This is a genomic window from Bradyrhizobium barranii subsp. apii (genome assembly GCF_011516635.5).
Lineage (GTDB): Bacteria > Pseudomonadota > Alphaproteobacteria > Rhizobiales > Xanthobacteraceae > Bradyrhizobium > Bradyrhizobium barranii.
In genome coordinates this window covers 5,385,264-5,411,004 of the sequence record NZ_CP096255.1, presented here as the reverse complement: position 1 = coordinate 5,411,004, position 25,741 = coordinate 5,385,264, and the positions used below count along the sequence as shown (strand labels likewise).

Sequence of the window (25,741 nt, the reverse complement as noted above, 5' to 3'; positions counted from 1 at the left end):
TCGACGAGAACAGCGAGGCTCTTGAAGACGTCTCCGGTGAGCGGGCGGCCGATACCGCAAGTCGGCTCCATCGGCCTCGTCAATCCAGTGATGAATGGCGATCCCAGCAGGACTCGAACCTGCAACCCGCGGAGTAGAAATCCGCTACTCTATCCAGTTGAGCTATGGGACCGTCTTGATGCCAGCCTCGGCTGCCGCCTGCCGGTCTTCTATCACGCCAGATATAAAAAATCCTCGACCCCGCCAAGTCTGAACCGAACCGTTTTCCTGAACGCCGCGACTAAGCGGAACGGTGGGGTGTCAGGGTGCCGGGTTGAGCGGCAGCGGACTGGACGATGGATTACATCGCCGGGAACGCTGGCCAGCTTCCGGGATACGGCCGCCGGTCGATCGGTCAGGTAGGGCTGCGCCATCAGGACGGCGTGCGCGGTGATATCTCGATCGGTCTCCTCAGGGCTTGCCTTGTCATGGCGAATGCGACGATTTGCACCTTTGGTTCCATCGCCTTGAGTCCGTCACATTTCCGCGCATTTCATGCTCACGCGGCGTTCGCCGCGATTTCCGGGAGTCCATTATGATCGGTCTTGTTCGCGCCGTCACACTCTGCGCCACGCTGGCGCTCGGCCTTAGCGCAGCGCTGGCCGCCGACAAGGCGTTCAAGCGCGACGACCTCGCCGATTCCGCGATCAAGCTGGAGGCCCAGATCAAGAGCGAGGCGGGGCCGGTCGCCAAGACCAGCGCGACGCTGCGCACCGACGCCGACGCCGCCTTCCGGCGCAATGATTTCCGCACCGGGCTGTCGGTGCTCGGCCAGATCGCCGCGACCACGCCGGAGGATACCGGCAACTGGCTGCGGCTCGCCAAGGTGATCTTCCAGATCTCGCCGAAAAGCTCGAGCGAGCAGACGTTCCTGCTGGAGCGGGCCTCGACCGCCGCCTACATCGCCTACCAGCGCGCCGGCAATCCGGGCGAGGAGGCGGATGCGCTCGCCGTGCTCGGCAAGTCGCTGGCCGAACGCAAGCTGTGGCGGCCGGCGCTGGACGCGCTGCGGCTGTCGCTCGACATGCGCGAGGTCGCCGACGTCCGCGGCCAATACGAGAAGATGCGCGACGAGCACGGCTTCCGGCTGCTCGACTATACCGTGGACTCGGATTCGGCGAGCCCGCGCGCCTGCTTCCAGTTCTCGGAGGAGCTGGCCAAGCGCACCGATTTCGCGCCGTACCTCGCGCTGGCGGGCCAGGACAAGCCGGCGCTGTCGGCCGAAGGCAAGCAGCTCTGCGTCGACGGGCTGAAGCACGGCGAGCGCTACAACATCAATCTGCGCGCCGGCCTGCCGTCCACCGTGAAGGAGGGCCTGCCGAAATCCGCCGAGTTCAACGTCTATGTCCGCGACCGCAAGCCGTTCGTGCGCTTCACCAGCCGCGCCTATGTGCTGCCGCGGACCGGCCAGCGCGGCATTCCCGTGGTCAGCGTCAACACGCCCGCAGTCAACGTCAACGTATTCAGGATCGGCGACCGCAACCTGATCAACACGGTGGTCGACAGCGATTTCCAGAAGACGCTGTCGAAATACCAGCTCGCCGATCTCGGCGGCGAGCGCGGCGTCAAGGTCTGGACCGGCGAGCTCGCGACCGCGATGACGCTGAACCAGGACGTCACCACCGCTTTCCCGGTCGACCAGGCGCTCGGCGAGCTCCAGCCCGGCGTCTACGTGATGACCGCCGCGGCCAAGGGGCCGGGCTCGGACGACGATTACCAGCTCGCAACGCAATGGTTCATCGTCTCCGACCTCGGGGTCACGGCCTATTCCGGCAATGACGGCATCCACGTCTTCGTCAATTCGCTGGCGTCGACCGACCCGGTCGGCAAAGCCGAGGTCCGGCTGGTCGCCCGCAACAACGAGATCCTGGCGACCCGTAAGACCGACGACAGCGGCCATGTGCTGTTCGAGGCGGGGCTCGCGCGCGGCGAAGGCGGCCTGTCGCCGGCGATGCTGACGGTCACGGGCGAGAAGGCCGACTACGCCTTCCTGAGCCTGAAGACCTCGGCTTTCGACCTGTCCGACCGCGGCGTTTCGGGCCGGGCGGTGCCATCGGGCGCCGATGCCTTCGTCTATGCCGAGCGCGGCGTCTATCGCTCCAGCGAGACGGTCTATCTCACCGCGCTTTTGCGCGACGGGCAGGGCAACGCCGTTGCCGGCGGGCCGCTGACGCTGGTGATCGAGCGCCCCGACGGCGTCGAATTCCGCCGCGCCGTGCTGGCCGACCAGGGCGCCGGCGGCCGCACGCTGTCCGTGCCGCTCAATTCGGCCGTCCCGACCGGGACCTGGCGGGTCCGCGCCTTCACCGATCCGAAGGGCTCGTCGGTCGGCGAAACCACCTTCATGGTCGAGGACTACGTTCCTGACAGGATCGAATTCGACTTGTCCGCCAAGGACAAGCTGATCAAAGCTAACGCTCCGGTGGAACTCAAGGCGGATGGCCATTTCCTCTATGGCGCGCCGGCTTCGGGCCTCCGGCTCGAAGGCGACATGCTGGTCGCGCCCGCGAGCGAGCGCCCGGGCTTTGCCGGCTACCAGTTCGGCGTCGCCGACGAGGAGACCACCTCGAACGAGCGCACGCCGCTGGAGAATTTGCCGGAGGCCGACGCCAATGGCGTTGCCACCTTCCCGGTGACGCTGGACAAGCAGCCTGCCTCGACGCGCCCGCAGGAGGCGCAGATCTTCGTGCGCATGGTCGAGACCGGCGGCCGCGCCGTCGAGCGCAAGATCGTGCTGCCGGTCGCGCCCGCCAACGCCATGATCGGCATCAAGCCGCTGTTCGGCGACAAGAACGTCGCCGAGGGCGACAAGGCGGAGTTCGACGTCGTGTTCGTCTCGCCCGAGGGTGAGAGACTGCGCCGCGATGGCCTGCGCTACGAGCTCCTGAAGATGGAGTCGCGCTACCAGTGGTATCGCCAGAACAATTACTGGGAGTACGAGCCGGTCAAATCGACTTCGCGCGTTTCGGACGGCGACGTGACGATCGCGGCCGACAAGCCGTCGCGGATTTCGCTGGCACCGCAGCCCGGCCGCTATCGGCTCGATGTGAAGTCGAAGGATGCCGACGGTCCGGTGACCTCGGTGCAGTTCGACGTCGGCTGGTATTCCGACGGCAGCGCCGACACGCCGGACCTGCTGGAGACCTCGATCGACAAGCCGCAATACGCCTCCGGCGACACCATGACAGTGTCGGTGAACGTCCGCAGCGCCGGCAAGCTCACGGTCAACGTGCTCGGCGACCGCCTGCTGACGACGCAGACCATCGACGTCAAGGAAGGTACCGCGCAGGTGAGGCTGCCGGTCGGCAAGGACTGGGGCACCGGCGCCTATGTGGTGGCGACGCTGCGCCGCCCGCTCGATGCGGCTGCGCAACGCATGCCGGGCCGGGCGATCGGCCTGAAATGGTTCGGCATCGACAAGCAGACCCGCACGCTCCAGGTGAAGCTGACGCCGCCGGCACTGGTCCGGCCGAATGCGACGTTGAAGATCCCGGTCAAGCTCGACGGGCTCAATCCGGGTGAGGACGCCAAGGTCGTGATCGCCGCGGTCGATGTCGGCATCCTCAACCTGACCAATTACAAGCCGCCGGCGCCGGACGATTACTATCTCGGCCAGCGCCGCCTGAGCGCGGAAATCCGCGATCTCTATGGGCAACTGATCGACGGCATGTCGGGCACGCGCGGACAGATCAAGTCCGGCGGCGATGCCGGCGCCGGCGAATTGCAGGGCTCTCCGCCCGCGCAAAAGCCGCTCGCGCTCTACTCGGGCATCGTCACGGTCGCCGCCGACGGCACCGCCGAAGTGAGCTTCGATATCCCCGAGTTCGCCGGCACCGCGCGCGTGATGGCGGTGGCGTGGACCGCGACCAAGCTCGGCCGCGCCAACACGGATGTCGTGATCCGCGATCCCGTGGTGCTGACCACGACCTTGCCGCGCTTCCTGCTCAATGGCGACCACGGCACGGTCAACCTCGAGATCGACAATGTCGAGGGCCAGGCCGGCGACTACGTCATCAACGTGAAGACCGGCGGCCCGGTGAAGATGACCGGCAATCCCGCAACTACGGTCAAGCTCGCCGCCAAGCAGCGCAACGCGTTTACGCTCGCAATCGACGCAACCGCGGCGGGGCAGGCGACGCTCGACGTCGACATCAAGGGACCGAACGGCCTTGCGCTGGCACGACACTATGCGCTCGACGTCAAGGCGGCGACACAGGTGCTGGCGCGGCGTTCGATCCGGACGCTGGCGAAGGGTGAAAGCCTGACGCTGACCTCGGACATGTTCTCCGATCTCGTCCCGGGCACCGGCAGCGTCTCGGTTTCGGCCAGCCTGTCGACGGCGCTCGACGCTGCAACGATCCTGAAGGCGCTCGACCGCTACCCCTATGGCTGCTCCGAACAGATCACGAGCCGTGCCTTGCCGTTGCTCTACGTCAATGAGCTCGCCGCCGGCGCGCATCTGGCCATGGACACCGAGGTCGACCAGCGCATCCGCGATGCGATCGAGCGGCTGCTGGCGCGCCAGGGCTCCAACGGCTCGTTCGGCCTATGGTCGGCCGGAGGCGACGACGCCTGGCTCGACGCCTACGTGACGGACTTCCTCACCCGCGCCCGCGAAAAGGGCTTTGCGGTGCCGGACGTGCTGTTCAAGAACGCGCTCGACCGTATCCGCAACTCGGTCGTGAACGGCAACGAGCCGGAGAAGGACGGCGGGCGCGATCTCGCCTACGGCCTCTACGTGCTCGCGCGCAATGGGGCGGCGCCGATCGGCGATCTCCGCTATCTCGCCGACACCAAGTTGAGCAACCTCGCGACCCCGATCGCGAAGTCGCAGCTTGCGGCCGCGCTCGCGCTGGTCGGCGACCGCAATCGCGCGGAACGCGTCTACGGTGCCGCCCTCGACGGCCTCGCGCCGAAGCCGGTGCTGGAGTTCGGCCGCACCGACTACGGCTCGCAGCTGCGCGATGCCGCAGCGCTGGTCTCGCTCGCCAGCGAAGGCAATGCGCCGAAGGCGACGCTGACGCAGGCGGTGTCGCGGGTCGAAGTCGCGCGCGGGCTGACGCCCTACACCTCGACGCAGGAGAATGCGTGGCTGGTGCTGGCGGCGCGCGCGCTCGCCAAGGAGAACCTGTCGATGGACGTCGACGGCCAGCCGGTCAAGACCGCGCTGTACCGCAGCTACAAAGCCGTGACGCTGGAGGGCAAGCCGCTGAAGATCACCAACACCGGCGATGCGCCGGTCCAGGCGGTGGTCTCGGTGTCGGGCTCGCCGGTCACGCCGGAGCCGGCTGCATCGAATGGCTTCAAGATCGAGCGCAATTATTTCACGCTCGACGGCAAGCCCGCCGACATCAGCAAGGTCAAGCAGAACCAGCGTTTCGCCGTGGTGCTGAAGATCACCGAAGCGAAGCCCGAGTACGGCCACATCATGGTGTCCGACTATCTGCCCGCGGGCCTCGAGATCGACAATCCGAAGCTGGTGTCGTCGGGCGACAGTGGCACGCTGGACTGGATCGAGGACGGCGAGGAGCCTGAAGATACCGAGTTCCGCGACGACCGCTTCACGGCGGCGGTCGATCGCGCCTCAGACTCCAAGTCGGTCTTCACCGTCGCCTATGTCGTGCGTGCGGTTTCGCCCGGCAAATACGTGCTGCCGCAGGCCTATGTCGAGGACATGTACAATCCCTCGCGCTACGGCCGGACCGGGACGGGTAACGTCGAGGTGCGGGCGGCGAAGTGATGAGCGAGGTGACGCCTCATACTCAGTCGTCATGCCCGGGCTTGTCCCGGGCATCCACGGACTTTCGTGCCGAAGAAAAGAACGTGGATGGCCGGGACAAGCCCGGCCATGACGGAGTGCGGAGCTGGGGTCATCGTGTCCTCTCGGCTGCCGCCTTCGCCTTCATCCTCGCCATCTTCGGCTTCGTCGCCTGGGTCTACTCGCTCGGCCCGCTGCCGCTCGACGAGGCGCGCCAGGTCTCCACCACCATCGTCGATCGCAACGGAAAGCTGCTGCGCGCATATGCCATGGCCGACGGCCGCTGGCGGCTGCCGGTCGATGCCAGGGCCAATGTCGATCCGACCTATCTCAAGCTGCTGCTCGCCTATGAGGACCAGCGCTTCTACGCGCATAACGGTCTCGATCCGCTCGCGCTGGGGCGCGCCGCGCTGCAGCTCTCGACGCGCGGCCACATCGTCTCGGGCGGCTCGACCATCTCGATGCAGCTGGCGCGGCTGATGGAGCCGCGGCGGCAGCGCTCGCTCTATGCAAAGCTGCGGCAGATCGTGCGGGCGATCGAGATCGAGCGCAGCATGAGCAAGGCCGAGATCCTCGACCTCTATCTCGCGCTCGCGCCCTACGGCGGCAATCTCGAAGGCATCCGCTCGGCCTCGATCGCCTATCTCGGCAAGGAGCCGAAGCGGCTCTCGCTGGCCGAGGCCGCGCTGCTGGTGGCGCTGCCGCAATCGCCGGAGACGCGCCGGCTCGATCGCTATCCCGAGGCGGCACGTAAAGCCCGTGACCGCGTGCTCGACCGCATGGTTTCGGAGCACGTGGTCAGCGCCGACGACGCGATGCAGGCCAAGGCCGTTCCGGTGCTCAAGCTGCGCAAGCCGATGCCGGTGCTGGCGCCGCATGCCTCCGACACTGCACTCTCAACCGTCAAAGATACGCCGGTCATCAAGCTGACGCTCGACGCCAATCTGCAGAAGGTGCTGGAGCCACTGGCGCGCGACCGCGCCATTGCGCTCGGGCCCAACATCTCGGTCGGCATCATCGTGGTCGACAATGAGAGCGGCGACGTGCTCGCCCGCGTCGGTTCGGCCGATTATTTCGATGAGAGCCGGGCGGGGCAGGTCGACATGACCCGCGCCGTCCGTTCGCCGGGGTCGACGCTAAAACCCTTCATCTACGGGCTTGCCTTCGAGGACGGCTTCGTCCACCCCGACAGCTTGATCGACGACCGGCCCGTCCGCTTCGGCTCCTACGCGCCGGAAAATTTCGACATGACGTTTCAGGGCACGGTGCCGGTGAAGAAGGCGCTGCAATTGTCGCTGAACGTGCCGGCGATCGTGCTGCTCGACCGCGTCGGCGCGAGCCGGCTGTCGTCGCGGCTGCGGCAGGCCGGCGGCAATCTGGTCCTGCCCAAGGACGAGGCACCTGGGCTCGCGATGGGACTCGGCGGCGTCGGCGTGACACTGCAGGACCTCACCCAGCTCTATACGGGTTTCGCCCGGCTCGGCACCACCATGCCGTTGCGCGACCTCATGACCGGCCGGGACGATCGGGAACCGCTGCGGCTGCTGGACCAGGTCGCGGCCTGGCAGGTCGGCAACGTGCTCCTGGGCACGCCGCCGCCCGAAAACGCCGCCCACAACCGCATCGCGTTCAAGACCGGCACCTCGTACGGCTATCGCGACGCCTGGTCGGTCGGCTTCGACGGCCGCATGACCATCGGCGTCTGGGTCGGCCGGCCCGACGGCGCGCCGGTTCCCGGCCTGATCGGCCGCGTGGCCGCAGCCCCGATCCTGTTCGATGCCTTCGCCCGCACCGGCAAGACGCTGGCCCCGTTGCCGAAGCCGCCGAAGGGAACCCTGGTCGCCAGCAACGCCAAGTTGCCATTGCCGCTGAAGCGGTTCCGCCCGGTCGGGGACCTTGTGCGGACCGGCAGCGAGCAGGCGCTGCACATCCAGTTCCCGCTGAACGGCTCGCGGATCGATGTCGACCGTTCCGGCGGCGAGGGGAGCGCAGCCATGCCGGTGAAGGTCGCTGGCGGCGTCCTTCCCATGACCATCATGGTTAATGGAACATCACTCGGCGAGATCGACGGGCGCCGCCAGCGCCTGATCGATCCGCCCGGTCCGGGCTTTGCGCGGCTCACCGTGATCGACGCCACTGGCGCCGCGGACACAGTTGTCATTCGAATTCAATGACCCCGCCTTAACCGGTTGTCCGAATGACGGTTTCAGCGTAAGCGGAACCAATGGCCGAGACCTATCCCAGCCCCCGTTTTGGAGCACCCCGCGAGCCGAAAGCGCCCGTGAATCCGGGCAGCCGGCTCGTGCTTATGCTGGACTACGCCACGGCCAGTCACGCCCGCGCGGTCGGCTTCCTGCTGCTGTGTGCGCTGCCGCTATTCCTGCCGGGCTTCTTCACGATTCCGCCCGTTGACCGCGACGAGGCGCGCTTTGCGCAGGCCACCAAGCAGATGGTCGAGAGCGGCGATTATGTCGACATCCGCTTCCAGGAAGACGTCCGCTACAAGAAGCCAGTCGGCATCTACTGGTTGCAGTCGGCCGCGGTTGAAGCCGCATCCGCGCTCAAGCTGCCGAAGGCCGAATTGCGGATCTGGGTGTACCGGCTGCCGTCACTGATCGGCGCAATCGGCGCCGTGCTCATGACCTATTGGGCCGCGCTCGGCTTCGTCACGCGGCGCGCCGCGGTGCTCGCCGCGCTCCTGATGTGCGCCTCGGTGCTGCTCGGCGTCGAAGCACGCCTCGCGAAAACCGATGCGATGCTGCTGTTCTGCGTGACCGCCGCGATGGGCGCGATGTCGCGCGCCTATCTGTCGTGGCAGCGCGCAGAGGATGAGACGCATCCGCCCTGGAGCTGGCCCGCGATCTTCTGGACCGCGCTCGCGGTCGGCATCCTGATCAAGGGCCCGCTGATCCTGATGTTCGCAGGCCTGACCATCGTCGCGCTCGCGATCCAGGACCGCGATGCCTCGTGGCTATGGAAGCTGCGTCCGCTCTGGGGCCTGATGTGGATGCTGGTGCTGGTGCTGCCCTGGTTCGTCGCGATCTTCTGGCGCGCGGGCGATGCCTTCTTCGCCGATTCCGTCGGCGGCGACATGCTGAGCAAAATCGGCGCCCAGGAATCCCATGGTGCGCCGCCCGGACTGTATCTGGCGCTGTTCTGGATCACATTCTGGCCCGGCGCGCCGCTTGCGGCGATGGCGGCGCCGGCGGTGTGGCGGGCGCGGCGCGAGCCCGGCGCGCAGTTCTTGCTGGCCTGGCTGATCCCGTCCTGGATCGTGTTCGAGGCGGTGCTGACCAAGCTGCCGCATTACGTGCTGCCACTGTATCCGGCGATCGCGATCCTCACCGTCGGTGCGCTGGAGCGCAACGTGCTGTCGCGCTCGTGGCTCGCGCGCGGCTCGGCGTGGTGGTTCGCGATTCCCGCTGCCGCCTCGATCATCGCCGTGGTCGGCGCGGTCATGCTGACGCGGCAACCGGCGTTCGTGGCCTGGCCGTTCATTGCGGCCTCGCTCATTTTCGGTCTGTTCGCCTGGTGGCTGTTCGACACCAACCGCGCCGAGCGCTCGCTGCTCAACGCGCTGGTCGCAGCGCTGATGCTCGCGGTCGTGGTCTACGGCATCGTGCTGCCGTCGCTGACCCCGCTGTTTCCGAGCATCGAGATCGCACGCGCGCTTCGCAACGTCACCTGCGTCGGGCCGAAGGCAGCCGCCGCCGGCTATCACGAGCCGAGCCTCGTGTTCCTGACGGGCACGCAGACGCTGCTCACCGACGGCTCGGGCGCGGCGGATTTCCTGCGGCAGGGGAGCTGTCGCTTCGCGCTGATCGAGCAGCGCTCGGAGCGCAGCTTCGTCCAGCGGGCCGAGGCGATCGGGCTGCGCTACAAGGTAGGTACCCGCATCGACGGCTATAATTTCTCGCAAGGGCGCGCGATCTCGATCTCGATCTTCCGCTCGGAAGGCACTGAGTAGATGCCGGCGCCGGCCGACAGCGCGCCACGCCCGGGCTATCCCGCGCAATTGCTCGCGGTGTCGGGCCATGCCCTGGTGCAGCTCGTCCGTACGCCTTCGCATTCGCGCCGCGCCGAAGCCGCGCGAAAGCTGGCGCGGCATTCGCTGTGGCTCAGTGAGGCCGGTGCGACCTTGATCATCGTGCTGATGCTCGCGTTCGATCAGACCGAGATCCAGCTGATGCCGACGCGCGGCACGCCGAGCTTGTGGCCGATCCGTATCCTTACCGATTTCGGCAAGGACGAGTATGTGCTCTCGGTGCTCGGGGGGACGCTGGTGCTCCTGGCGCTCGTTGCAGCGGGATTGCACGGCACCCGTCGTGGGCTGCTGCTCGGCCTCGGTACGCGGCTGCAGTTCATGTTTCTGTCTGTCGCCCTGTCCGTGTTCGTTGCCGAGATCCTGAAATATCTCATCGGTCGCGGACGTCCGTTCGTGAGTGGCAAGGCCGATCCGTTCAACTTCATCCCGTTCGAGGGAGCGGGGGCTTATGCCAGCCTGCCGTCGGGTCATGCGGTGACGGCGTTTGCGCTGGCGTTTGCGGTCTCGGCGCTGTGGCCGCGCCTGCGCGTGTTCATGTTCACTTACGCAATCGTGATCCTGCTGACCCGGCTGGTGCTGCTCGCGCATCATCCGAGTGACGTCGTCGCCGGCGCTCTGGTCGGCATGGTCGGCGCCATGGCAGTGCGCTACTGGTTCGCGGCCCGGAGGCTCGGCTTTGCCATCCGCGCCGACGGCACCATTGTGCCTCTTGCAGGGGCGGTCTCGGGCCGTCTCAAAAGGGTTGCCCACGGGGCATCCGCCCCATAAAAGCGGCTGCCTGCCGGGACCGCCGGTTCCCCGGGGCAGGCCAATTCCAACCACGAGCTTTCGATTTGTCGTCGTCCCAGCCTTCGGTTTCCATCGTCGTTCCCGTGCGCAACGAAGCCGACAACATCGCGCCGCTGATCGAGGAGATCGGCGCGGCGCTCGACGGCCGCTGGGCCTATGAAATCATCTACGTCAACGACGGCTCGACGGACGCGACCGGCGAACGGCTCGGCGCGATCATGCAGCAGCGGGACAATCTCCGGCAGCTTCGCCATGCCAGATCAGGCGGCCAGTCGGCAGCAGTGCGCAGTGGCGTGCGCGCGGCGCGCAGCACGATCGTGGCGACGCTCGACGGCGACGGGCAGAACAATCCCGCCTTCCTGCCCGACCTGATCGCGGCGGTCGAGAAGGGGGCGGGGCGCGTCGGTCTCGCTGCCGGTCAGCGTGTCGGACGCAAGGATACCGGCTTCAAGAAATTCCAGTCGCGCGTGGCGAACGGCGTCCGCAATGCGATTCTGAAGGACGGAACGCGCGATACCGGTTGCGGCCTGAAGGCGTTCCGGCGCGACGTATTCCTGATGATGCCCTATTTCGACGGGCTGCATCGCTTCCTGCCGGCGCTGGTGCGCCGCGAAGGCTACGAGATCGCCTATGTCGACGTGATCGACCGGCCGCGCCATTCCGGCGTGTCAAACTATGGTTTCTTCGACCGGCTGTGGATCGGCATCATGGATCTCGTCGGCGTGTGGTGGCTGATCCGCCGCAAGAAGCCGACACCAGATGTGACTGAGGTGAAGGCATGATCATCCAATACGGTCAGGCGTTGAATAACTATCTCTACGACGTCTTCGTCGCCAAGTTCGATTTCTGGCTGGCGTTCGGCCTCGTCGCGCAGCTGTTCTTCACCGCACGCTTCCTGGTGCAGTGGATCGCGAGCGAGCGGGCCGGCAACAGCGTGGTGCCGATGGCGTTCTGGTTCTGCTCGATGGGCGGCGGGCTGATGACGCTGGTCTACGGCGTCGTGAAGCGCGAGCCCGTCATCATCCTCGGACAGGCGCTCGCGACCATCATCTATATCCGCAACATCATGCTGATCATCAAGAACCGCGGCCGCGCCTCGAGGACGCTGGAACGCTGAGACGCGCCGCTAGCGCGGTAACGCCGACGCCGCGCCGGAGGCGGGCAGGGCGGCATCCGCCTCGCTCCTGCGATAAGGCTCGCCGGCGGCATCGAGCACGGGATAGGCGACCGAGCAGATATGCGAGTGGATGCGGCGTAGGTCGCGCAGCACGTCGAGATGCAGCGAGGTGGTCTCGATGGTCTCGGGGCGGCCCTCGCGCAAGCGGTCGAGATGACGCTCGACGGCGGCGAGCTCGGTGTTCTTCAGCGTGGTCTTCTCCACCAGCAGCTTGCGCGCTTCGTTGGCATCGCCCGACATGAAGACGCCGAAGGCGATCCGCAGCGAGTCCATCGTGCGCTTGTGGAAGGCGGCGAGCTCCTCGGCGCCCTCGGCCGAGAACTGGAAGCGGCGCTTGATCTTCTTGGTCGCGAGCTCGCTCAGGCTCTTGTCGATGATGTCGCCGATATGCTCGAGGTTGATGGCGAAGGAGATGATCTCCATCGCGCGCCGGCCCTCGCTCTCGTCGAGGCTGCCCCGCATCAGCTTCGTCACATAGAGCTTGATGGCTTCGTCGAGGCTGTCAACGACATTGTCCATCTTCGTGACCTGGTCGACCAGCGCGCGGTCGCCGGTCATCATCGCCGCCATTACCTTGCGCAGCATGACCTCGACCAGATCGCCCATGCGCAAGGTCTCACGCGCGGCGTCGGCGAGCGCCAGTGACGGCGTCTCCAGCGCGCTCTCGTCGAGATAGCGCGGCCGGGCCGGATCGTCTTCCCGGACGCGATCAGGCAGCAGCCGGGTCAGGAGCCGGGACATGATGTCGAGCAGGCCGATGAAGATGACGGCCGTGCCTACGTTGAAGGCGATGTGGAAGGCCGCCGTCATCCTGGCGAGATCAGGCTGCCAGGCGTGCATGTGCTCAGCGATCCCATTCAGGAACGGTAGCACCAGCGCGATCCCGATCACGCGGTTGGCGAGATTGCCGAGCGGCAGGCGGTAGCTTGCGGGATCGTCGCGCCGGGCGCCCTCGAACACGGGATTGATGGCGCTGCCGAGATTGGCCCCCAACACCAGCGCGAGGGCCGCGTAAGGTGTGATGAACTGCGAATAGGCCAGCGACATGATCAGCAGCACGCTGGCGACGCTCGAATGCACCGCCCAGGTGACGAGCGCGGCGATGACGATGCAGAGCACGGGATCGCCCGTGATCGCGGACATCATGACACGAACACCCGGCGCGTTCTCCGCCGGAGCCAGCGTGTCGAGCAGGATGTGCAGCGACAGCAGCATCAAGCCGAGACCGATGAATACGCGCCCGATATCCTTGATCCGCGACCGTGGGCCGGAGCGGAAGGCGACGAGCCCGAGCACGAACAGGACAGGCGCAACGGCTGCGATGTTGAACGACAGCACCTGCACGATCAGCGTCGTGCCGACATTGGCCCCCAACATGATGGCGAGCGCGGCGGCCAGGCTGACGAGGCCTTCTGCCGCGAATGAGCTGGTGATCAGCGCCGTCGCCGTGCTGCTCTGGAGCAGCGCGGTAAGGCCTAGCCCGGCGGCGAACGCGTTGAATCGGTTGCCGAGCGCCTTGCCGAGCAGCCGCCGCAGGTCCGGGCCGAAGGCGCGCAGAATCCCGCTGTGGACCATGTGCAGGCCCCACAGCAACAGCGCCACGCCGCCCATCAGATCGAGCAGAACCAACGTTCCCATGCTCCGCGTCCGGATTGGAGTCGATTGGTGAGGCTAGCGCCAAACGTCAGCGGTTCAAACCCTTTGTTGGCGCATCCGCGTTAACGTTTGCGGCGGTTGCGCGTTCCCGCGGCGCGCGTTTTGCGCGTCCGCCGGCGCGCGATTGCCGCGTCCCGAGGCGCGATGCCTTGTGAGCAGGCTCACATTGCCGCCTTGAGGGCAGCGAAGCCGCGATCGAGATCGGACTTGAGATCGTCGACGCTTTCGAGGCCGATGTGCAGTCGCAGGGTCGGGCCGCCCGGCGACCACTTCGTGGCGGTGCGATAGGCGTCGCAATCGAAGGGAATCACGAGGCTCTCGAAGCCGCCCCAGGAGAAGCCCATGCCGAACAGCTTGAGCGTGTCGAGCATGGTGTCGACGGCCTTCTGCGGCGCCGGCTTCAACACGATGCTGAACAGGCCCGACGCGCCGGTGAAATCGCGCTTCCAGATGGCATGGCCGGGATCGGTCTCGAGCGCCGGATGCAGCACGCGCGCGACCTCGGGGCGGGCCGCGAGCCAGCGCGCCATGTCGAGCCCCGAGCGGTGATGCTGCGCCAATCGTACCGACAGCGTGCGCAGGCCGCGCAGCGCCAGGAAGACGTCGTCAGGGCCGGCGCAGACGCCGAGCAGGCGGATGCCTTCGGCAATCTGCGGCCACGCCTTGGCGTTGGCCGAGATGGTGCCGAACATGATGTCGGAATGGCCGCCGATATACTTAGTGGCGGCCTGCATGCTGATGTCGACACCCTGGTCGAGCGAGCGATGATAGAGCGGCGTCGCCCAGGTGTTGTCGTCGATGACGAGCGCATCGCGTGCATGCGCGACCTCGGCGATGGCGCGGATGTCAGGCATCTCGAACGACTGCGAGCCCGGCGCCTCCACCAGCACCGCGCGGGTGTTGGGCTTGAACAGCTTGTCGATGCTCGCGCCGATCAGCGGATCGAAATAAGTGGTCTCGATGCCGAGGCGCGCGAGCATGCCGTTGCAGAAATTGCGCGAGGGCCGATAGACGTTGTCGCAGACGAGCAGATGGTCGCCGGTCTTCAGCACCGAGAGCAGGGTGGTGGAGATCGCCGACAGGCCTGACGGCACGATGCCGACGCCGGCGCATTGCGGCCCCTCCAGTGCCATCAGCGTCTCCTGGAACGCCCTGGTGGTGGGGGTACCGTGGCGGCCGTACTGGAACTCGCCGCGATGGGCGTGCAGGTCCTCGGCGGTCGGATAGAGCACGGTCGAACCGTGAAACACCGGCGGATTGACGAACCCCTTCTGCGCCTTGGTGTCGCGGCCGGAGGTCACCAGCCGGGTTTCGGCGTGCTGTTGGGCGGGATGCGGGGAATCCATGCGTCTGCTTTCAAAAAGCGCGTTTCCACCGGGCTCGCCGCGCCCGCGGGCCGGCCGAAGGCCGCTGCCGTTAATAACAGAACACAGAAGAGTCCCGTCAACCCCTTGACCCGGCTCGCCAGTCGTTCTGAGATGCGCGGGTGCTATTCAGTCGCCGCATGTTGAGGGGCTGCCGCGACCTTCGATCCATCGTCTGACCGGACCTTGCGTCACAGCCATAACGGCGGACGCCTGCGGCGGGGATTAAGGTATGGCCTCCCGGGATGGGCGAGTGTTCGGCAAGGTTTTCCAGCATGACTCTTGCAAGGCTAGTCTTGATGCGGCTAGCCCTGGCGGAGACGATCCCAAAGACGCCATTCCTGACCTTGAGACGACTTTGAAAGGCCTTCAGCCCATGAAACGCGTAACTCTGGCTCTCACTCTCGCTGTCGCCGCCGGCCTCTCCGCCCAGGCCGCCGATGCGCAAACGCTCAAGACCATCAAGGACCGGGGCATGCTGTCCTGCGGCGTCAGCCAAGGCCTGCCCGGCTTCTCCTCGCCCGACGACAAGGGCAACTGGACCGGGCTCGACGTCGACCTCTGCCGCGCGATCGCCGGGGCGATCTTCAACGATCCGACCAAGGTCAAGTACGTGCCGTTGTCCGCCAAGGATCGTTTCACGGCGCTGCAATCCGGCGAAATCGACGTGCTCTCGCGCAACACCACCTGGACCATCTCGCGCGACACCTCGCTCGGCGCCAACTTCACCGGCGTCACCTATTATGACGGGCAGGGCTTCATGGTGAAGAAGTCGCTCAAGGTGAATTCGGCGCTCGAGCTCAACAGCGCCTCGGTCTGCGTCCAGACCGGCACCACCACCGAGCAGAACCTCGCCGACTACTTCAAGGCCAACAACATGAAGTACGAGGTGATCGCGTTCGGCACCAACGACGAGACCGTCAAGGCCTATGAAGCCGGGCGCTGCGACGTCTTCACCACCGACCAGTCGGGCCTGTACGCCAACCGCCTCAAGCTTGCCAATCCCAACGACCATATGGTGCTCCCCGAAATCATCTCGAAGGAGCCGCTCGGGCCGATGGTGCGTCACGGCGACGACCAGTGGTTCGACATCGTGAAATGGACGCTGTTCGCCATGGTTACCGCCGAAGAGCTGGGCGTGACCTCGAAGAACGTCGACGAGAAGGCGAAACTGGAAAATCCGGAGCTGAAGCGCGTGCTTGGCAGCGACGGCAATTTCGGCGAACAGCTCGGCCTGACCAAGGACTGGGTGGTGCGGATCGTGAAGGCCACCGGCAATTACGGCGAGGTGTTCGATCGCAACGTCGGCGCCGGTTCGCCGCTCGGCATCAGCCGTGGCCTCAACAATCTCTGGAATAAGGGCGGTCTTCAGTACGCGCCGCCGATCCGCTGACCCCGCCTGATCCGCGGCGATGAGCACCGAGGCTCGAAAACCGCCGGCCCAGATCGCGCTGAAGATCAGGCGCGTTCTGGGCGGCAAGGCAGGCTGGAACGGCGTCGCCGTCCAGTTTGCCTTCGCGGCGATCCTGGGCTGGATTGGCTATGAGATCGTTTCCAACGCCCGGGCCAACCTCGAAAACCAGCACATTGCCGCCGGCTTCGGCTTCCTCCGGAACAATGCCGGCTTCGACGTCAACCAGACCCTGATCTCCTACACCGGCTCGGACACGTTCCTGCGCGTGTTCGTGGTCGGGCTTTTGAACACGCTCGTGGTCTCGGTGGTAGGCATCTTCTTCGCCACCGTGATCGGCTTCATCGTCGCGCTGTGCCGGCTGTCGCCCAACTGGCTGTTGTCGCGCGTCGGCGAGATCTATGTCGAGATCGGCCGCAATCTGCCGGTGCTGTTCCAGATCCTGTTCTGGTATCTGGCGGTGCTCGCGGCCCTGCCAAATCCCCGGCAGAGCATTTCGCTGCTGGGCATCGCCTTCATCAGCAACCGTGGGCTCGTCATTCCGCGCCCGATCGGCGAGGGCGGCTTCGAGCCGTTCCTGGCGATGCTGGTCCTCGGCATCGTCGCTTCGCTGGTTTTGCGCTTCTATGCGCGGCGGGCGCTATTTCAGCGCGGTCAGATGATCCGGATCTGGCCCTATGTGCTGGGCCTGCTGTTCGGGCTGCCGCTCGCGGCCGTGCTGGTGTTCGGCCTGCCCTTCACCTTCGAGCTGCCGCAGCTCAAGGGGTTCAATTTTGCCGGCGGCTCAAGAGTCATCCCGGAATTCGTGGCGCTGACGCTGGCGCTGTCGACCTATACCGCGGCCTTCATCGCCGAGATCGTGCGCGCCGGCATCCTGTCCGTCCACTCCGGTCAGATGGAAGCGGGATCCTCGCTGGGGCTGAGCCGCGGCACTACGTTGCGCCTGATCGTCGTGCCGCAGGCGATGCGCGTGATCGTGCCGCCGCTGACCAACCAGTATCTCAACCTCACCAAGAACTCTTCGCTGGCGGTCGCGATCGGCTATCCCGACCTCGTCTCGGTGTTCGCCGGCACGTCGCTGAGCCAGACCGGGCAGGCGATCGAGATCATTGCCATGACGATGGGCGTCTACCTCCTGATCTCGCTGCTCACGAGCGCCGTCATGAGCGTCTACGGTTGGCGCGTCAGCCGGAGTCTGGGCGCATGAGCGACATCATCTCGTCCGCCTATGTCCGCCGGGACCTGCTCACCGAGCGTCCCGCGCCGGTCAAGACCACGGGCTTCATCGGCCTGATGCGCACGCGCCTGTTCAATTCGCCGACCAACATTTTGCTCACCATCGTCGGCGCCTTGCTGCTCTGGTTCACCGTCATTCCTGCCGTCAAGTTCCTGATGGTCGATGCGGTCTGGACCGGCAAGGATCGCACGGCGTGCCTGACCGAGAATGCCGGCTTTACGGTCGGCGCCTGCTGGCCCTTCATCCAGGCCAAGCTGCCGCAATTGATCTACGGCTTCTATCCCGAGGCCGAACGCTGGCGGGTCAACCTTTCGCTGATCCTGGCGGCGGCTCTGCTTCTGCCGCTGCTCATTCCGCGCCTGCCGGCGAAGGGACTGAACGCCGGTCTGTTCTTCTTCGCCTTTCCAGTCGTTGCATTCTTTCTGTTGCACGGCGGCGGGATCACCGGGTTTGGCCTGAGCTGGACGGCCGGCCTGCTGCAATTGTTCGACGACAGCATCATCGGCGCCGGGCAGGCTCTGCTCAGTCTCGCCAAGACCTCAGCCATCGCACCGCTCTTCTGGCTGGCCGGCAATCTCATCGTGCTGGTCGGCAGCGCGATCTACTGGCTGATCTTTCCGCTGACCTGGCTCCGTGACCAGCTCCAGGGAACGGGCCAGTCGGTCTGGGCCGATTTCGCCATCACGGCGGCGGTCGTCTCCCTGATCGCCTTCGTCGTCGGTGGCGGCGTTCGCACCGGCGGCCGGGCGCTGACATCCAGCATCGCCACCTTTGTCGGCATCGCGGTCGTGATCAAGCTGATGGGGCTCGATCACGGCGGCCTGCCGGTCGTGACCACGAATCTGTGGGGCGGGCTTCTGGTGACGCTGGTGGTCTCCGTGACCGGCATCGTCACCTCGCTGCCGATCGGCATCGCGCTGGCGCTCGGCCGCCGCTCGACCATTCCGCTGATCCGGATCTTCTCGATCGCCTTCATCGAGTTCTGGCGCGGCGTGCCGCTGATCACCGTGCTGTTCTTCGCGACCTACATGCTGCCTTTGTTCCTGCCGGGCAATTTCACGGTCGACGGTCTGGTACGCGCGCTGATCGGCATTTCGCTATTCACGGGCGCCTATCAGGCCGAGAACGTCCGCGGCGGGCTGGCCGCGATCCCGCGCGGGCAGGGCGAGGCGGCCGCCGCCCTGGGCCTGTCCTGGTGGAAGACGACCTCGCTGATCGTGCTGCCGCAGGCGCTGCGCCACGTCATTCCGAACCTCGTCAACAGCTTCATCTCGCTGTTCAAGGACACGTCGCTGGTCTCGATCGTGGCGCTGTTCGACCTGCTGGGCTCGCTCAGGGCGTCGTTCTCGGATCCGAAATGGTCGACGCCGTCGACCGCGTTCACCGGCTTTGCCTTCGCCGGGATCATCTACTTCATCTTCTGCTTTGGAATGTCGCGCTACTCGCTCTTCGTCGAGCACCGCCTCAACGCTCACCGTCGCAACTGATCGAGGTCATCATGTCCGACCCCATCGTCAAGATTTCCGGCCTCAACAAATGGTACGGCGAGTTCCACGTGCTGCGCGACATCGACCTCGAGGTCAAGAAGGGCGAGCGCATCGTGATCTGCGGCCCCTCAGGCTCGGGCAAGTCGACCTTGATCCGCTGCATCAACGCGCTCGAGGAATTCCAGGAGGGCGAGATCGTCGTCGACGGCATCGAGCTCGGGCCGAACCTGAAGCACGTCGATGCGGTCCGCCGCGAGGTCGGCATGGTGTTCCAGAGCTTCAACCTGTTCCCGCATCTGACCGTCCTGGAGAACTGCACGCTGGCGCCGATCTGGGTGCGCAACATCCCGAAGAGGGACGCCGAGGTCAACGCGATGAAATTCCTGGAGCGGGTCAAGATCCCGCATCAGGCCAACAAGTTTCCCGGACAGATGTCCGGCGGCCAGCAGCAGCGCGTCGCGATCGCACGCGCGCTGACGATGAACCCCAAGGTGATGCTGTTCGACGAGCCGACCTCGGCGCTCGACCCCGAAATGGTCAAGGAAGTGCTCGACACCATGGTCGACCTCGCCGAGGAGGGCATGACCATGCTGGTCGTCACCCACGAAATGGGCTTCGCCCGCGAGGTCGCCAACCGCGTCGTGTTCATGGATGCCGGCCAGATCATCGAGGCCAACACGCCGAACGAGTTCTTCGCCGCTCCCCAGCACGCCCGCACGAAGCTGTTTTTGAGCCAGATCTTGCGGTGAAGCGAGCTGCCGCCGGGTGGGCAAAGGCGCGTCGCGCCGTGCTCACCGTCCCTCGGCGATCGTGGCAAGCATGGTGGGCACGCTGACGCTTTGCCCACCCTACGGCTACGGCACCGCGGCTTAGCTCAACTTGAGCCGGACTTCGTAATCCGGCCGGCCGCAACCCTCCCGGCCTAGACGAACGGCGGCTTGATGTTGCTGCGCTTCTCCAGCCATTCCGGCACCGGCAGGTTCTTGGCGCGCATGAAGTCGGCATTGAACAGCTTCGACTGATAGCGGCTGCCGGAATCGCAGAGCACGGTGACGATGGTCTTGCCGGGCCCGAGCTGTTTCGCGAGTCGTATCGCGCCGGCGATGTTGATGCCGGTGGAACCGCCGAGGCACAGGCCTTCGTGCTGGAGCAGCTCGTAGATCACCGTGACGGCTTCCGCGTCGGGAACGAGATAGGCGTCATCGACCTTCGCGCTCTCGACGATTGCGGTCGCACGGTTGAGGCCGATACCTTCCGTGATCGAGCCGCCCGGCGTCGCCTTGGCGTCGCCGCTCCGGAAATATTCGAACATGCCGGCACCATGCGGATCGGCGCAGGCGATCCGGACGTCCTTGTTCTTCTCTTTCAGATAGCGGCTGACGCCGGCGAGCGTGCCGCCGCTGCCGACCGAGCAGACGAAGCCGTCGACCTTGCCGCCGGTCTGCTCCCAGATCTCGGGGCCCGTCGACTCGTAATGCGCCTTCGCATTGTCGAGGTTGTTCCACTGGTCTGCGAACAGCACGCCATTGGGCTCGGTCTTGCGCAGCTCGTCGGCGAGCCTGCGGCCGACATGCTGATAATTGTTGGGATTGGCATAGGGCAGGGCCGGCACCTCGATCAGCTCGGCGCCGCACAGCTTCAGAAAGTCCTTCTCCTGGCTCTGCGTCTCCGGGATCACGATCAGCGTGCGGTAGCCGCGCGCGCTCGCCACGACCGCGAGGCCGATTCCGGTGTTGCCGGCGGTCGCCTCCACCACGAGACCGCCCGGCTTGAGCTCGCCGCGCTTCTCGGCCTCCAGGATCATCCATTTGCCGGCGCGGTCCTTCACCGACTGGCCCGGATTCATGAACTCGGCCTTGCCAAGAATGGTGCAGCCGGTCAGTTCGGAGGCGCGCTTGAGCTTGATGAGCGGGGTGTTGCCGATGGCTTCGACAACGTCATTTTTGATGGTCATGTCAGGCAATTACCGGCTGGATCATAGGGTGGGCGCGACCCTAAAGTAGGGTGGCGGGCCTTACAAGCGACCCTTGCAAGCCGACCCCGCAAACCCTTATTGCTGCTTTGCGAAGATGACTTGCCGGACGTCGATATTTCCGGACAGGAATCCGGCCTCGCAATAGGACAGGTAATACTCCCACAGCCGCCGGAACCGGTCGTCGAAGCCGAGCGGCACGAGGCCCGGCCAGGCCGTCTGGAAGTTATTCCGCCAGGTGGCCAGCGTCTTGGCATAATCCTGCCCGAAGATGCGCTCGCGAATGACGGGCAGGCCGAACCTGTCACCGAGCGACTTGAGCACGGCGGGCGAGGGCAGCATGCCGCCGGGAAAGACGTAGCGCTGGATGAAGTCCACCTCGCGCCGGTAGCTCTGGAACAGCCTGTCCTGGATGGTGATCGCCTGGATGCCGGCGAGGCCGCCGGGCAGCAGCCGGTCCCGCAACTGGGCGAAATATTTCGGCCAGAACTGCTCGCCGACGGCCTCGATCATCTCGATCGAGGCGATGCGGTCGTAGCGGTCGCATTCGTCGCGATAATCCTGAAGACGGATCTCGACCTTGTCGGCAAGGCCCGCCTCGTGAATGTGCTTCTGCGCAAAATCGCGCTGCTCGGTCGAGATCGTGAGGCCCACCACGCGCGTGCCGAAGGTCTTTGCGGCGAACTCGGCGAAGCCGCCCCAACCGCAGCCGATCTCGAGCAGCGTCTGGTCCGGCTTCAGGTCGAGCGCCTCGGCGAGCCGGCGGTATTTGTTGGTCTGGGCTGCCGTGAGATCGGAGGTGCTCTCCTCGAACAGCGCCGAGGAATAGGTCATGCCGGGATCGAGCCAGGCCGAATAGAACGCGTTGCCGATGTCGTAATGGGCATGGATGTTGCGCCGCGCCTGACGGCGGGTGTTGCGGTTGAACCAGTGCTGCAGCAGCTGGACGAACCGCATCAGCGGCTTGTCGTTCAGCATGGCCTGGATCAGATCGTGATTGACGCAGAACAGGTAGAGGAATTGCGTCAGGTCCGGCGTATCCCAGTCGCCGGCGAGATAGGCTTCCGCGATGCCGATGTCGCCGCCGTTGATGAGGCGCGACGCGAAGCCGTAATTGTGCAGTCGCATCGCCGCATTCGGGCCCGGCTCCTGGCCGCCGAGGCGGATCACGCGTCCGTCGGGCAGGGTGACGTCGAGCGTTCCTCGCCGCAGCCGCGCGCCAAAACTGAGTGCGAGCCGAACGATGCGCGGCAGATCGGCGAGCACTGTGTCTATGGTGTCTGACGTCACCGAGATGGTATGCGACATCGGCAGATCCATCACCTGAACGGATACTGTCCGACCGCGAGCCAGACGCCCCCATACGCCTCATATCGCTGGACCCGAGGGCGCCCCGCAAACGGTCAGCGTCGAATCATGCGCATGATATAGGTGCGCGCTGCGCCGGTCGCCAAGGGGCTGGCGGGGTACCTCCGGCAGTCCACCGCCGTGTGCACAGCGCAATTGCGGGCCAGCACCCGATCATAGCGCGCTGTGCGCTCAGCCAAGGTCGGAAGCTGCGGTGCGCCGCGGCGCAGGTTTCGGTGGAGCGCCTGGCGGGACCGGTAGCCCTGGCGTCGGCGTGGCGGCAATATCACATGAAATCTTGGTAAGCTTGAATGCGCCTCGGGCCGAGGTTGGAATACAAAAAAGACCTGGGACACAGGCATATTCTGTATTTGCGTGAGTTCGACATCGACGCATTCGAGGTCGCATTTCGCAGGTGCGGGACTGTCCCCCTGTTCCGCGCCCCGCTAGTATGAACTTCAGGTTCCGCAGAAAGCATCACGGCTGTGAACGAGTTACATAAACGCCCCCGGCCGTCCCGCCACGAATCGGTTAATCCGGCTCTGCGGTGGCGGATCTATCTGCCCGGCGGGGGGTGGATGTGACACAGGATGGTCCTGCGGTCGCCATGAGGCGATCTCCCGGCCTTACGTTCCGGACGTCGCGCGCGGCGCGATGGGCTGCCGTGGCGTGCCTTGCCGCCAGTTCAGGCGCCTGCGTGCTGACGCAGGATTTGCCCGATCCCGCACTCGATGTTCCCACGCAGTACAAATACGCGGGCAAGCCGGATGCGCCGCCGTCGCTGGATTGGTGGCGCGGCTTTCGCTCCGCGGAGCTGACGCAACTGATGGAGGAGGCGCAGACTGTCAATCTCGACATCGCCGCCGCCGTCGCGCGCATCGTCCAGGCCGACGCCCAGGCGCGGCAGGCAGGCGCGGCGCTGCTGCCGAGCCTGTCGGGCGGCGGATCGGAAACCTATTCACGCACCTCGGGTTCGAGCGCCTCGGGCCTGTCCATCGGCGGCCGCGAGGTCGTCAACTATTCGGCGTCGCTGAGCGCGAGCTACCAACTCGACTTCTGGGGCCAGAACCGCGATGCGCTGCAAACGGCGGAAGAGACGGCGAATGCCAACCGTTTCGATCGTGACGTCGTCGCCCTGACGACGCTCGCCGGCGTCGCCAACGCCTATTTCCAGGTGCTGGCCTCGCAGGATCGCCTGCGTACGGCCCAGAGCAACATCGCCAGCGCGCAGCGCATCCTCGATGCGATCCGCGAGCGCCGCAAGGCCGGCACCGGGACCGATCTCGACGTCGCCCAGCAGGAGAGCGTGGTCGCCAACCAGAAGGCGCTGGTGCCGCCGCTGCGCCAGACGCTCGACCAGAACGTCAACGCACTCGCCGTGCTGGTATCGCGGCCGCCGGAGAGCGTCCGCGTGCTCGGCGGCTCGCTGAACAAGATCGCCATCCCGCGCGTCACGCCCGGCCTGCCGTCGGAGCTTTTGACGCAGCGGCCCGACATCCGCCGCCAGGAGGCACAGCTCGCCTCGGCGACCGCGAACATCGGCAATGCCCGCGCGCAGTTCTTTCCGACGATCCAGCTCACCGGCAATGGCGGCTATCAGAGCTCGGCGCTGGTCTCGCTGTTCCAGCCGCATGCGGCCTTCTTCCAGCTCGTCGGCAGCGCCACGCAGCCGATCTTCGACGGCGGCAAGATCCTCGGCAATTTCGAATTCGCCAAGGCGCGGCAGGACGAGTTACTCCAGACCTACCGCAAGACCATCATCCAGTCGTTTGCGGACGTCGACAACGCGCTGTATTCGATCAAGCAGACCACGATCAAGCTACAATTGCAGCGCGATGTCGTTACCTCGTCGAAGCGCGCCTTCGATCTCGCCGAGCAGCAATTGCGCGCCGGCACGGCCGACATCGTGACTGTGCTGAACGTCCAGCAGACACTATTTCAGGCCGAAGATGCGTTGTGGCAGGCCCAACTCGCACGGCTTCTCGCCATCGTCAGCCTGTATCAGGCGCTCGGCGGCGGCTGGGAGCCGCGAATGGAGAAACCGGTCAATGCTCTTTAAGCCGGATACGAAGGAAGGCGCGAAAGAAGGGACGGCGAAGAAATCGCGCGGCCGCGGCTTCGTCATGACCCTGATCACGCTCGCCATCCTTGGCGGGCTCGGCTATTTCGGCTGGACCGTCTGGCACCAGCAGCCGCAGCAGGCGAATGGCCGCAACCAGCGGCCCGATCTGCCGGTGCCGGTGCTGGCGGCGACACCCCGCATCCAGGACGTCCCGGTCTATCTCGACGGCGTGGGTGCGATCCGCGCGCTCAACACCGTGACCGTGCGCTCGCAGGTCGACGGCAAGCTGATCGCCGTGAAATTCACCGAGGGCCAGGACGTCAAGAAGGGCGACGTGCTCGGCGAGATCGATCCCGCGCTCTACCAGGCGACGTACGACCAGGCCGTCGCCAAGAAGGCGCAGGACGAGGCCCAGCTCGCCAACCAGCGCATCGATCTCACGCGCTACGAGCAGTTGGCTGCCTCCAACGCGGGCTCCAAGCAGCAGGCCGACACCCAGCGCGCCGCGGTCGCGCAGACCGAGGCGCTGGTCAAAGCCGACCAGGCCGCGATCGACAATGCGGCGGCGACGTTGAGCTACACCAAGATCGTGGCGCCGCTTTCGGGCCGCGCCGGCCTGCGCCAGGTCGACCAGGGCAACATCATCCACGCCGCCGACGCCACTGGCCTCCTGGTGATCACGCAATTGCAGCCGATCGCGGTGTGGTTCAGCCTGCCGCAGCAGCAGATCATGCGCGTCAACGCGGCGGCGTCGAAGGGCACGCTCGCCGTCGACGTGTTCGGCAATGACGGCATCACCGTGATCGACACCGGCAAGCTCACCGGCATCGACAACCAGGTCGACCAGACCACCGGCACGCTCAAGCTCAAGGCCGAATTCCCCAACGCCAATTACCAGCTCTGGCCGGGCCAGTTCGTCAATGTCCGCCTCAAGGTCGAGACCTTGATGCAGGCGCTGGTGGTGCCGACATCGGCGGTGCAGCGCGGACCGATCGGCACCTTCAGCTACGTCATCGGCGAGGACAATGTCGTCTCCGCCAAGCCGGTGACCGTGACCCAGCAGAACGAGCATGACGCCGTCATTGCCAGCGGCTTGTCGCCGACCGACAAGGTCGTCACGACGGGCTTTGCCAATCTGTCCGACGGGTCCAAGGTGGTCGTCGGCCGCGATGACCAGACACCGTCGGCCGATCTCGCCCCGCGCAAGCGCACGCGCGGCCCGGATGGCCAGAAGAAGGATGGGCAGGCCAAGGACGGGCAAAAGGACGGACAGGGCAAGGACGGCGAGCACCGCGCCAAACGGAGCAGCAGCGAAGGCGACCAGAAGGGGCAGACCGGACCGGCACCGGGGCCGGGGCCGGGGGCATCGGGACCTGGAGCCAAGCAGCCATGATCTC

Annotated in this window: 17 protein-coding genes and 1 tRNA gene; 13 read left to right on the top strand and 5 right to left on the bottom strand. The window is 65.8% G+C overall.

The window, feature by feature from the left end:
- Nucleotides 1–95: 95 nt before the first annotated feature.
- A tRNA-Arg gene (locus tag HAP41_RS25675) sits at nucleotides 96–172 on the bottom strand.
- Nucleotides 173–335: 163 nt separating this feature from the next.
- On the opposite strand from HAP41_RS25675, the gene HAP41_RS25670 reads away from it, so the two are divergent.
- The 7 genes from HAP41_RS25670 to HAP41_RS25640 all read left to right on the top strand — a co-directional run bounded on the left by HAP41_RS25670 (nucleotide 336) and on the right by HAP41_RS25640 (nucleotide 11,748).
- The gene (locus HAP41_RS25670; protein WP_166096506.1) at nucleotides 336–578 is read left to right on the top strand and encodes a hypothetical protein; all 243 of its coding nucleotides are present in this window, start codon (nucleotides 336–338) and stop codon (nucleotides 576–578) included.
- The gene (locus tag HAP41_RS25665) at nucleotides 575–5,779 is read left to right on the top strand and encodes an alpha-2-macroglobulin family protein (protein WP_166096507.1); all 5,205 of its coding nucleotides are present in this window, start codon (nucleotides 575–577) and stop codon (nucleotides 5,777–5,779) included. Before HAP41_RS25670 ends, HAP41_RS25665 begins: the two co-directional genes overlap by 4 nt.
- 83 nt (nucleotides 5,780–5,862) lie before the next feature.
- The gene (pbpC, locus tag HAP41_RS25660) at nucleotides 5,863–7,971 is read left to right on the top strand and encodes a penicillin-binding protein 1C (RefSeq protein ID WP_166096508.1); all 2,109 of its coding nucleotides are present in this window, start codon (nucleotides 5,863–5,865) and stop codon (nucleotides 7,969–7,971) included.
- A 50-nt stretch (nucleotides 7,972–8,021) separates the two neighbouring features.
- Nucleotides 8,022–9,764, top strand: coding sequence for an ArnT family glycosyltransferase (locus HAP41_RS25655; protein ID WP_166096509.1), 1,743 nt, complete (start codon nucleotides 8,022–8,024; stop codon nucleotides 9,762–9,764).
- Entirely contained in the window at nucleotides 9,765–10,610 is an 846-nt protein-coding gene (locus HAP41_RS25650; protein ID WP_166096510.1) for a phosphatase PAP2 family protein, read from the top strand. It abuts the gene before it with no gap.
- 65 nt (nucleotides 10,611–10,675) lie between these two features.
- A complete protein-coding gene (locus tag HAP41_RS25645) occupies nucleotides 10,676–11,413 on the top strand; it encodes a glycosyltransferase family 2 protein (protein WP_135213580.1) in 738 nt (245 codons plus the stop codon).
- Nucleotides 11,410–11,748 (top strand): lipid-A-disaccharide synthase N-terminal domain-containing protein, encoded by a 339-nt coding sequence (locus HAP41_RS25640; RefSeq protein WP_071914138.1) that lies wholly within the window; start codon nucleotides 11,410–11,412, stop codon nucleotides 11,746–11,748. Before HAP41_RS25645 ends, HAP41_RS25640 begins: the two co-directional genes overlap by 4 nt.
- A 9-nt stretch (nucleotides 11,749–11,757) precedes the next feature.
- Here HAP41_RS25640 and HAP41_RS25635 read toward each other — a convergent pair whose 3' ends face one another.
- Nucleotides 11,758–13,446, bottom strand: coding sequence for a Na/Pi cotransporter family protein (locus tag HAP41_RS25635; protein WP_135213581.1), 1,689 nt, complete (start codon nucleotides 13,444–13,446; stop codon nucleotides 11,758–11,760).
- 179 nt (nucleotides 13,447–13,625) lie between these two features.
- Nucleotides 13,626–14,810, bottom strand: coding sequence for a cystathionine beta-lyase (metC, locus tag HAP41_RS25630; protein WP_166096511.1), 1,185 nt, complete (start codon nucleotides 14,808–14,810; stop codon nucleotides 13,626–13,628).
- A 394-nt stretch (nucleotides 14,811–15,204) separates the two neighbouring features.
- Here metC and HAP41_RS25625 point away from each other — a divergent pair, with 394 nt between their 5' ends.
- Genes HAP41_RS25625 through HAP41_RS25610 form a run of 4 tightly spaced genes read left to right on the top strand, consistent with a single transcriptional unit; the run spans nucleotide 15,205 to nucleotide 19,712 of the window.
- Nucleotides 15,205–16,221 (top strand): amino acid ABC transporter substrate-binding protein, encoded by a 1,017-nt coding sequence (locus HAP41_RS25625; RefSeq protein WP_085401451.1) that lies wholly within the window; start codon nucleotides 15,205–15,207, stop codon nucleotides 16,219–16,221.
- A 19-nt stretch (nucleotides 16,222–16,240) separates the two neighbouring features.
- Complete coding sequence (locus HAP41_RS25620; RefSeq protein ID WP_063983421.1) at nucleotides 16,241–17,446, top strand: amino acid ABC transporter permease; 1,206 nt, start codon at nucleotides 16,241–16,243, stop codon at nucleotides 17,444–17,446.
- Nucleotides 17,443–18,963, top strand: coding sequence for an amino acid ABC transporter permease (locus HAP41_RS25615; RefSeq protein WP_166096512.1), 1,521 nt, complete (start codon nucleotides 17,443–17,445; stop codon nucleotides 18,961–18,963). The genes HAP41_RS25620 and HAP41_RS25615 overlap by 4 nt, the downstream gene beginning before the upstream one ends.
- Nucleotides 18,964–18,974: 11 nt before the next feature.
- Nucleotides 18,975–19,712, top strand: a complete 738-nt coding sequence (locus tag HAP41_RS25610) for an amino acid ABC transporter ATP-binding protein (protein WP_063983419.1) — start codon at nucleotides 18,975–18,977, stop codon at nucleotides 19,710–19,712.
- Between the two features lie 173 nt (nucleotides 19,713–19,885).
- Here the strand turns inward: HAP41_RS25610 and HAP41_RS25605 are convergent, their stop codons facing one another.
- Both HAP41_RS25605 and HAP41_RS25600 read right to left on the bottom strand, forming a co-directional pair.
- A complete protein-coding gene (locus HAP41_RS25605) occupies nucleotides 19,886–20,917 on the bottom strand; it encodes a cysteine synthase A (protein WP_248577116.1) in 1,032 nt (343 codons plus the stop codon).
- Nucleotides 20,918–21,013: 96 nt separating this feature from the next.
- Nucleotides 21,014–22,243: an SAM-dependent methyltransferase gene (locus HAP41_RS25600; RefSeq protein WP_166096513.1), complete on the bottom strand. Its 1,230-nt coding sequence runs from the start codon at nucleotides 22,241–22,243 to the stop codon at nucleotides 21,014–21,016.
- Between the two features lie 646 nt (nucleotides 22,244–22,889).
- On the opposite strand from HAP41_RS25600, the gene HAP41_RS25595 reads away from it, so the two are divergent.
- Both HAP41_RS25595 and HAP41_RS25590 read left to right on the top strand, forming a co-directional pair.
- Nucleotides 22,890–24,341 (top strand): efflux transporter outer membrane subunit, encoded by a 1,452-nt coding sequence (locus HAP41_RS25595; protein WP_175618078.1) that lies wholly within the window; start codon nucleotides 22,890–22,892, stop codon nucleotides 24,339–24,341.
- The gene (locus HAP41_RS25590) at nucleotides 24,331–25,737 is read left to right on the top strand and encodes an efflux RND transporter periplasmic adaptor subunit (protein ID WP_166096514.1); all 1,407 of its coding nucleotides are present in this window, start codon (nucleotides 24,331–24,333) and stop codon (nucleotides 25,735–25,737) included. Before HAP41_RS25595 ends, HAP41_RS25590 begins: the two co-directional genes overlap by 11 nt.
- Nucleotides 25,738–25,741: the final 4 nt, after the last annotated feature.

What these genes read in the sequence shown, in the direction of transcription:
- HAP41_RS25670 (WP_166096506.1), top strand. Translation starts at nt 336, where the DNA reads ATGGATTACATCGCCGGGAACGCTGGCCAGCTTCCGGGATACGGCCGC.
- HAP41_RS25665 (WP_166096507.1), top strand. Translation starts at nt 575, where the DNA reads ATGATCGGTCTTGTTCGCGCCGTCACACTCTGCGCCACGCTGGCGCTC.
- HAP41_RS25655 (WP_166096509.1), top strand. Translation starts at nt 8,022, where the DNA reads ATGGCCGAGACCTATCCCAGCCCCCGTTTTGGAGCACCCCGCGAGCCG.
- HAP41_RS25650 (WP_166096510.1), top strand. Translation starts at nt 9,765, where the DNA reads ATGCCGGCGCCGGCCGACAGCGCGCCACGCCCGGGCTATCCCGCGCAA.
- HAP41_RS25640 (WP_071914138.1), top strand. Translation starts at nt 11,410, where the DNA reads ATGATCATCCAATACGGTCAGGCGTTGAATAACTATCTCTACGACGTC.
- HAP41_RS25635 (WP_135213581.1), bottom strand. Translation starts at nt 13,446, where the DNA reads ATGGGAACGTTGGTTCTGCTCGATCTGATGGGCGGCGTGGCGCTGTTG.
- metC (WP_166096511.1), bottom strand. Translation starts at nt 14,810, where the DNA reads ATGGATTCCCCGCATCCCGCCCAACAGCACGCCGAAACCCGGCTGGTG.
- HAP41_RS25625 (WP_085401451.1), top strand. Translation starts at nt 15,205, where the DNA reads ATGAAACGCGTAACTCTGGCTCTCACTCTCGCTGTCGCCGCCGGCCTC.
- HAP41_RS25620 (WP_063983421.1), top strand. Translation starts at nt 16,241, where the DNA reads ATGAGCACCGAGGCTCGAAAACCGCCGGCCCAGATCGCGCTGAAGATC.
- HAP41_RS25615 (WP_166096512.1), top strand. Translation starts at nt 17,443, where the DNA reads ATGAGCGACATCATCTCGTCCGCCTATGTCCGCCGGGACCTGCTCACC.
- HAP41_RS25610 (WP_063983419.1), top strand. Translation starts at nt 18,975, where the DNA reads ATGTCCGACCCCATCGTCAAGATTTCCGGCCTCAACAAATGGTACGGC.
- HAP41_RS25605 (WP_248577116.1), bottom strand. Translation starts at nt 20,917, where the DNA reads ATGACCATCAAAAATGACGTTGTCGAAGCCATCGGCAACACCCCGCTC.
- HAP41_RS25600 (WP_166096513.1), bottom strand. Translation starts at nt 22,243, where the DNA reads ATGTCGCATACCATCTCGGTGACGTCAGACACCATAGACACAGTGCTC.
- HAP41_RS25595 (WP_175618078.1), top strand. Translation starts at nt 22,890, where the DNA reads ATGAGGCGATCTCCCGGCCTTACGTTCCGGACGTCGCGCGCGGCGCGA.
- HAP41_RS25590 (WP_166096514.1), top strand. Translation starts at nt 24,331, where the DNA reads ATGCTCTTTAAGCCGGATACGAAGGAAGGCGCGAAAGAAGGGACGGCG.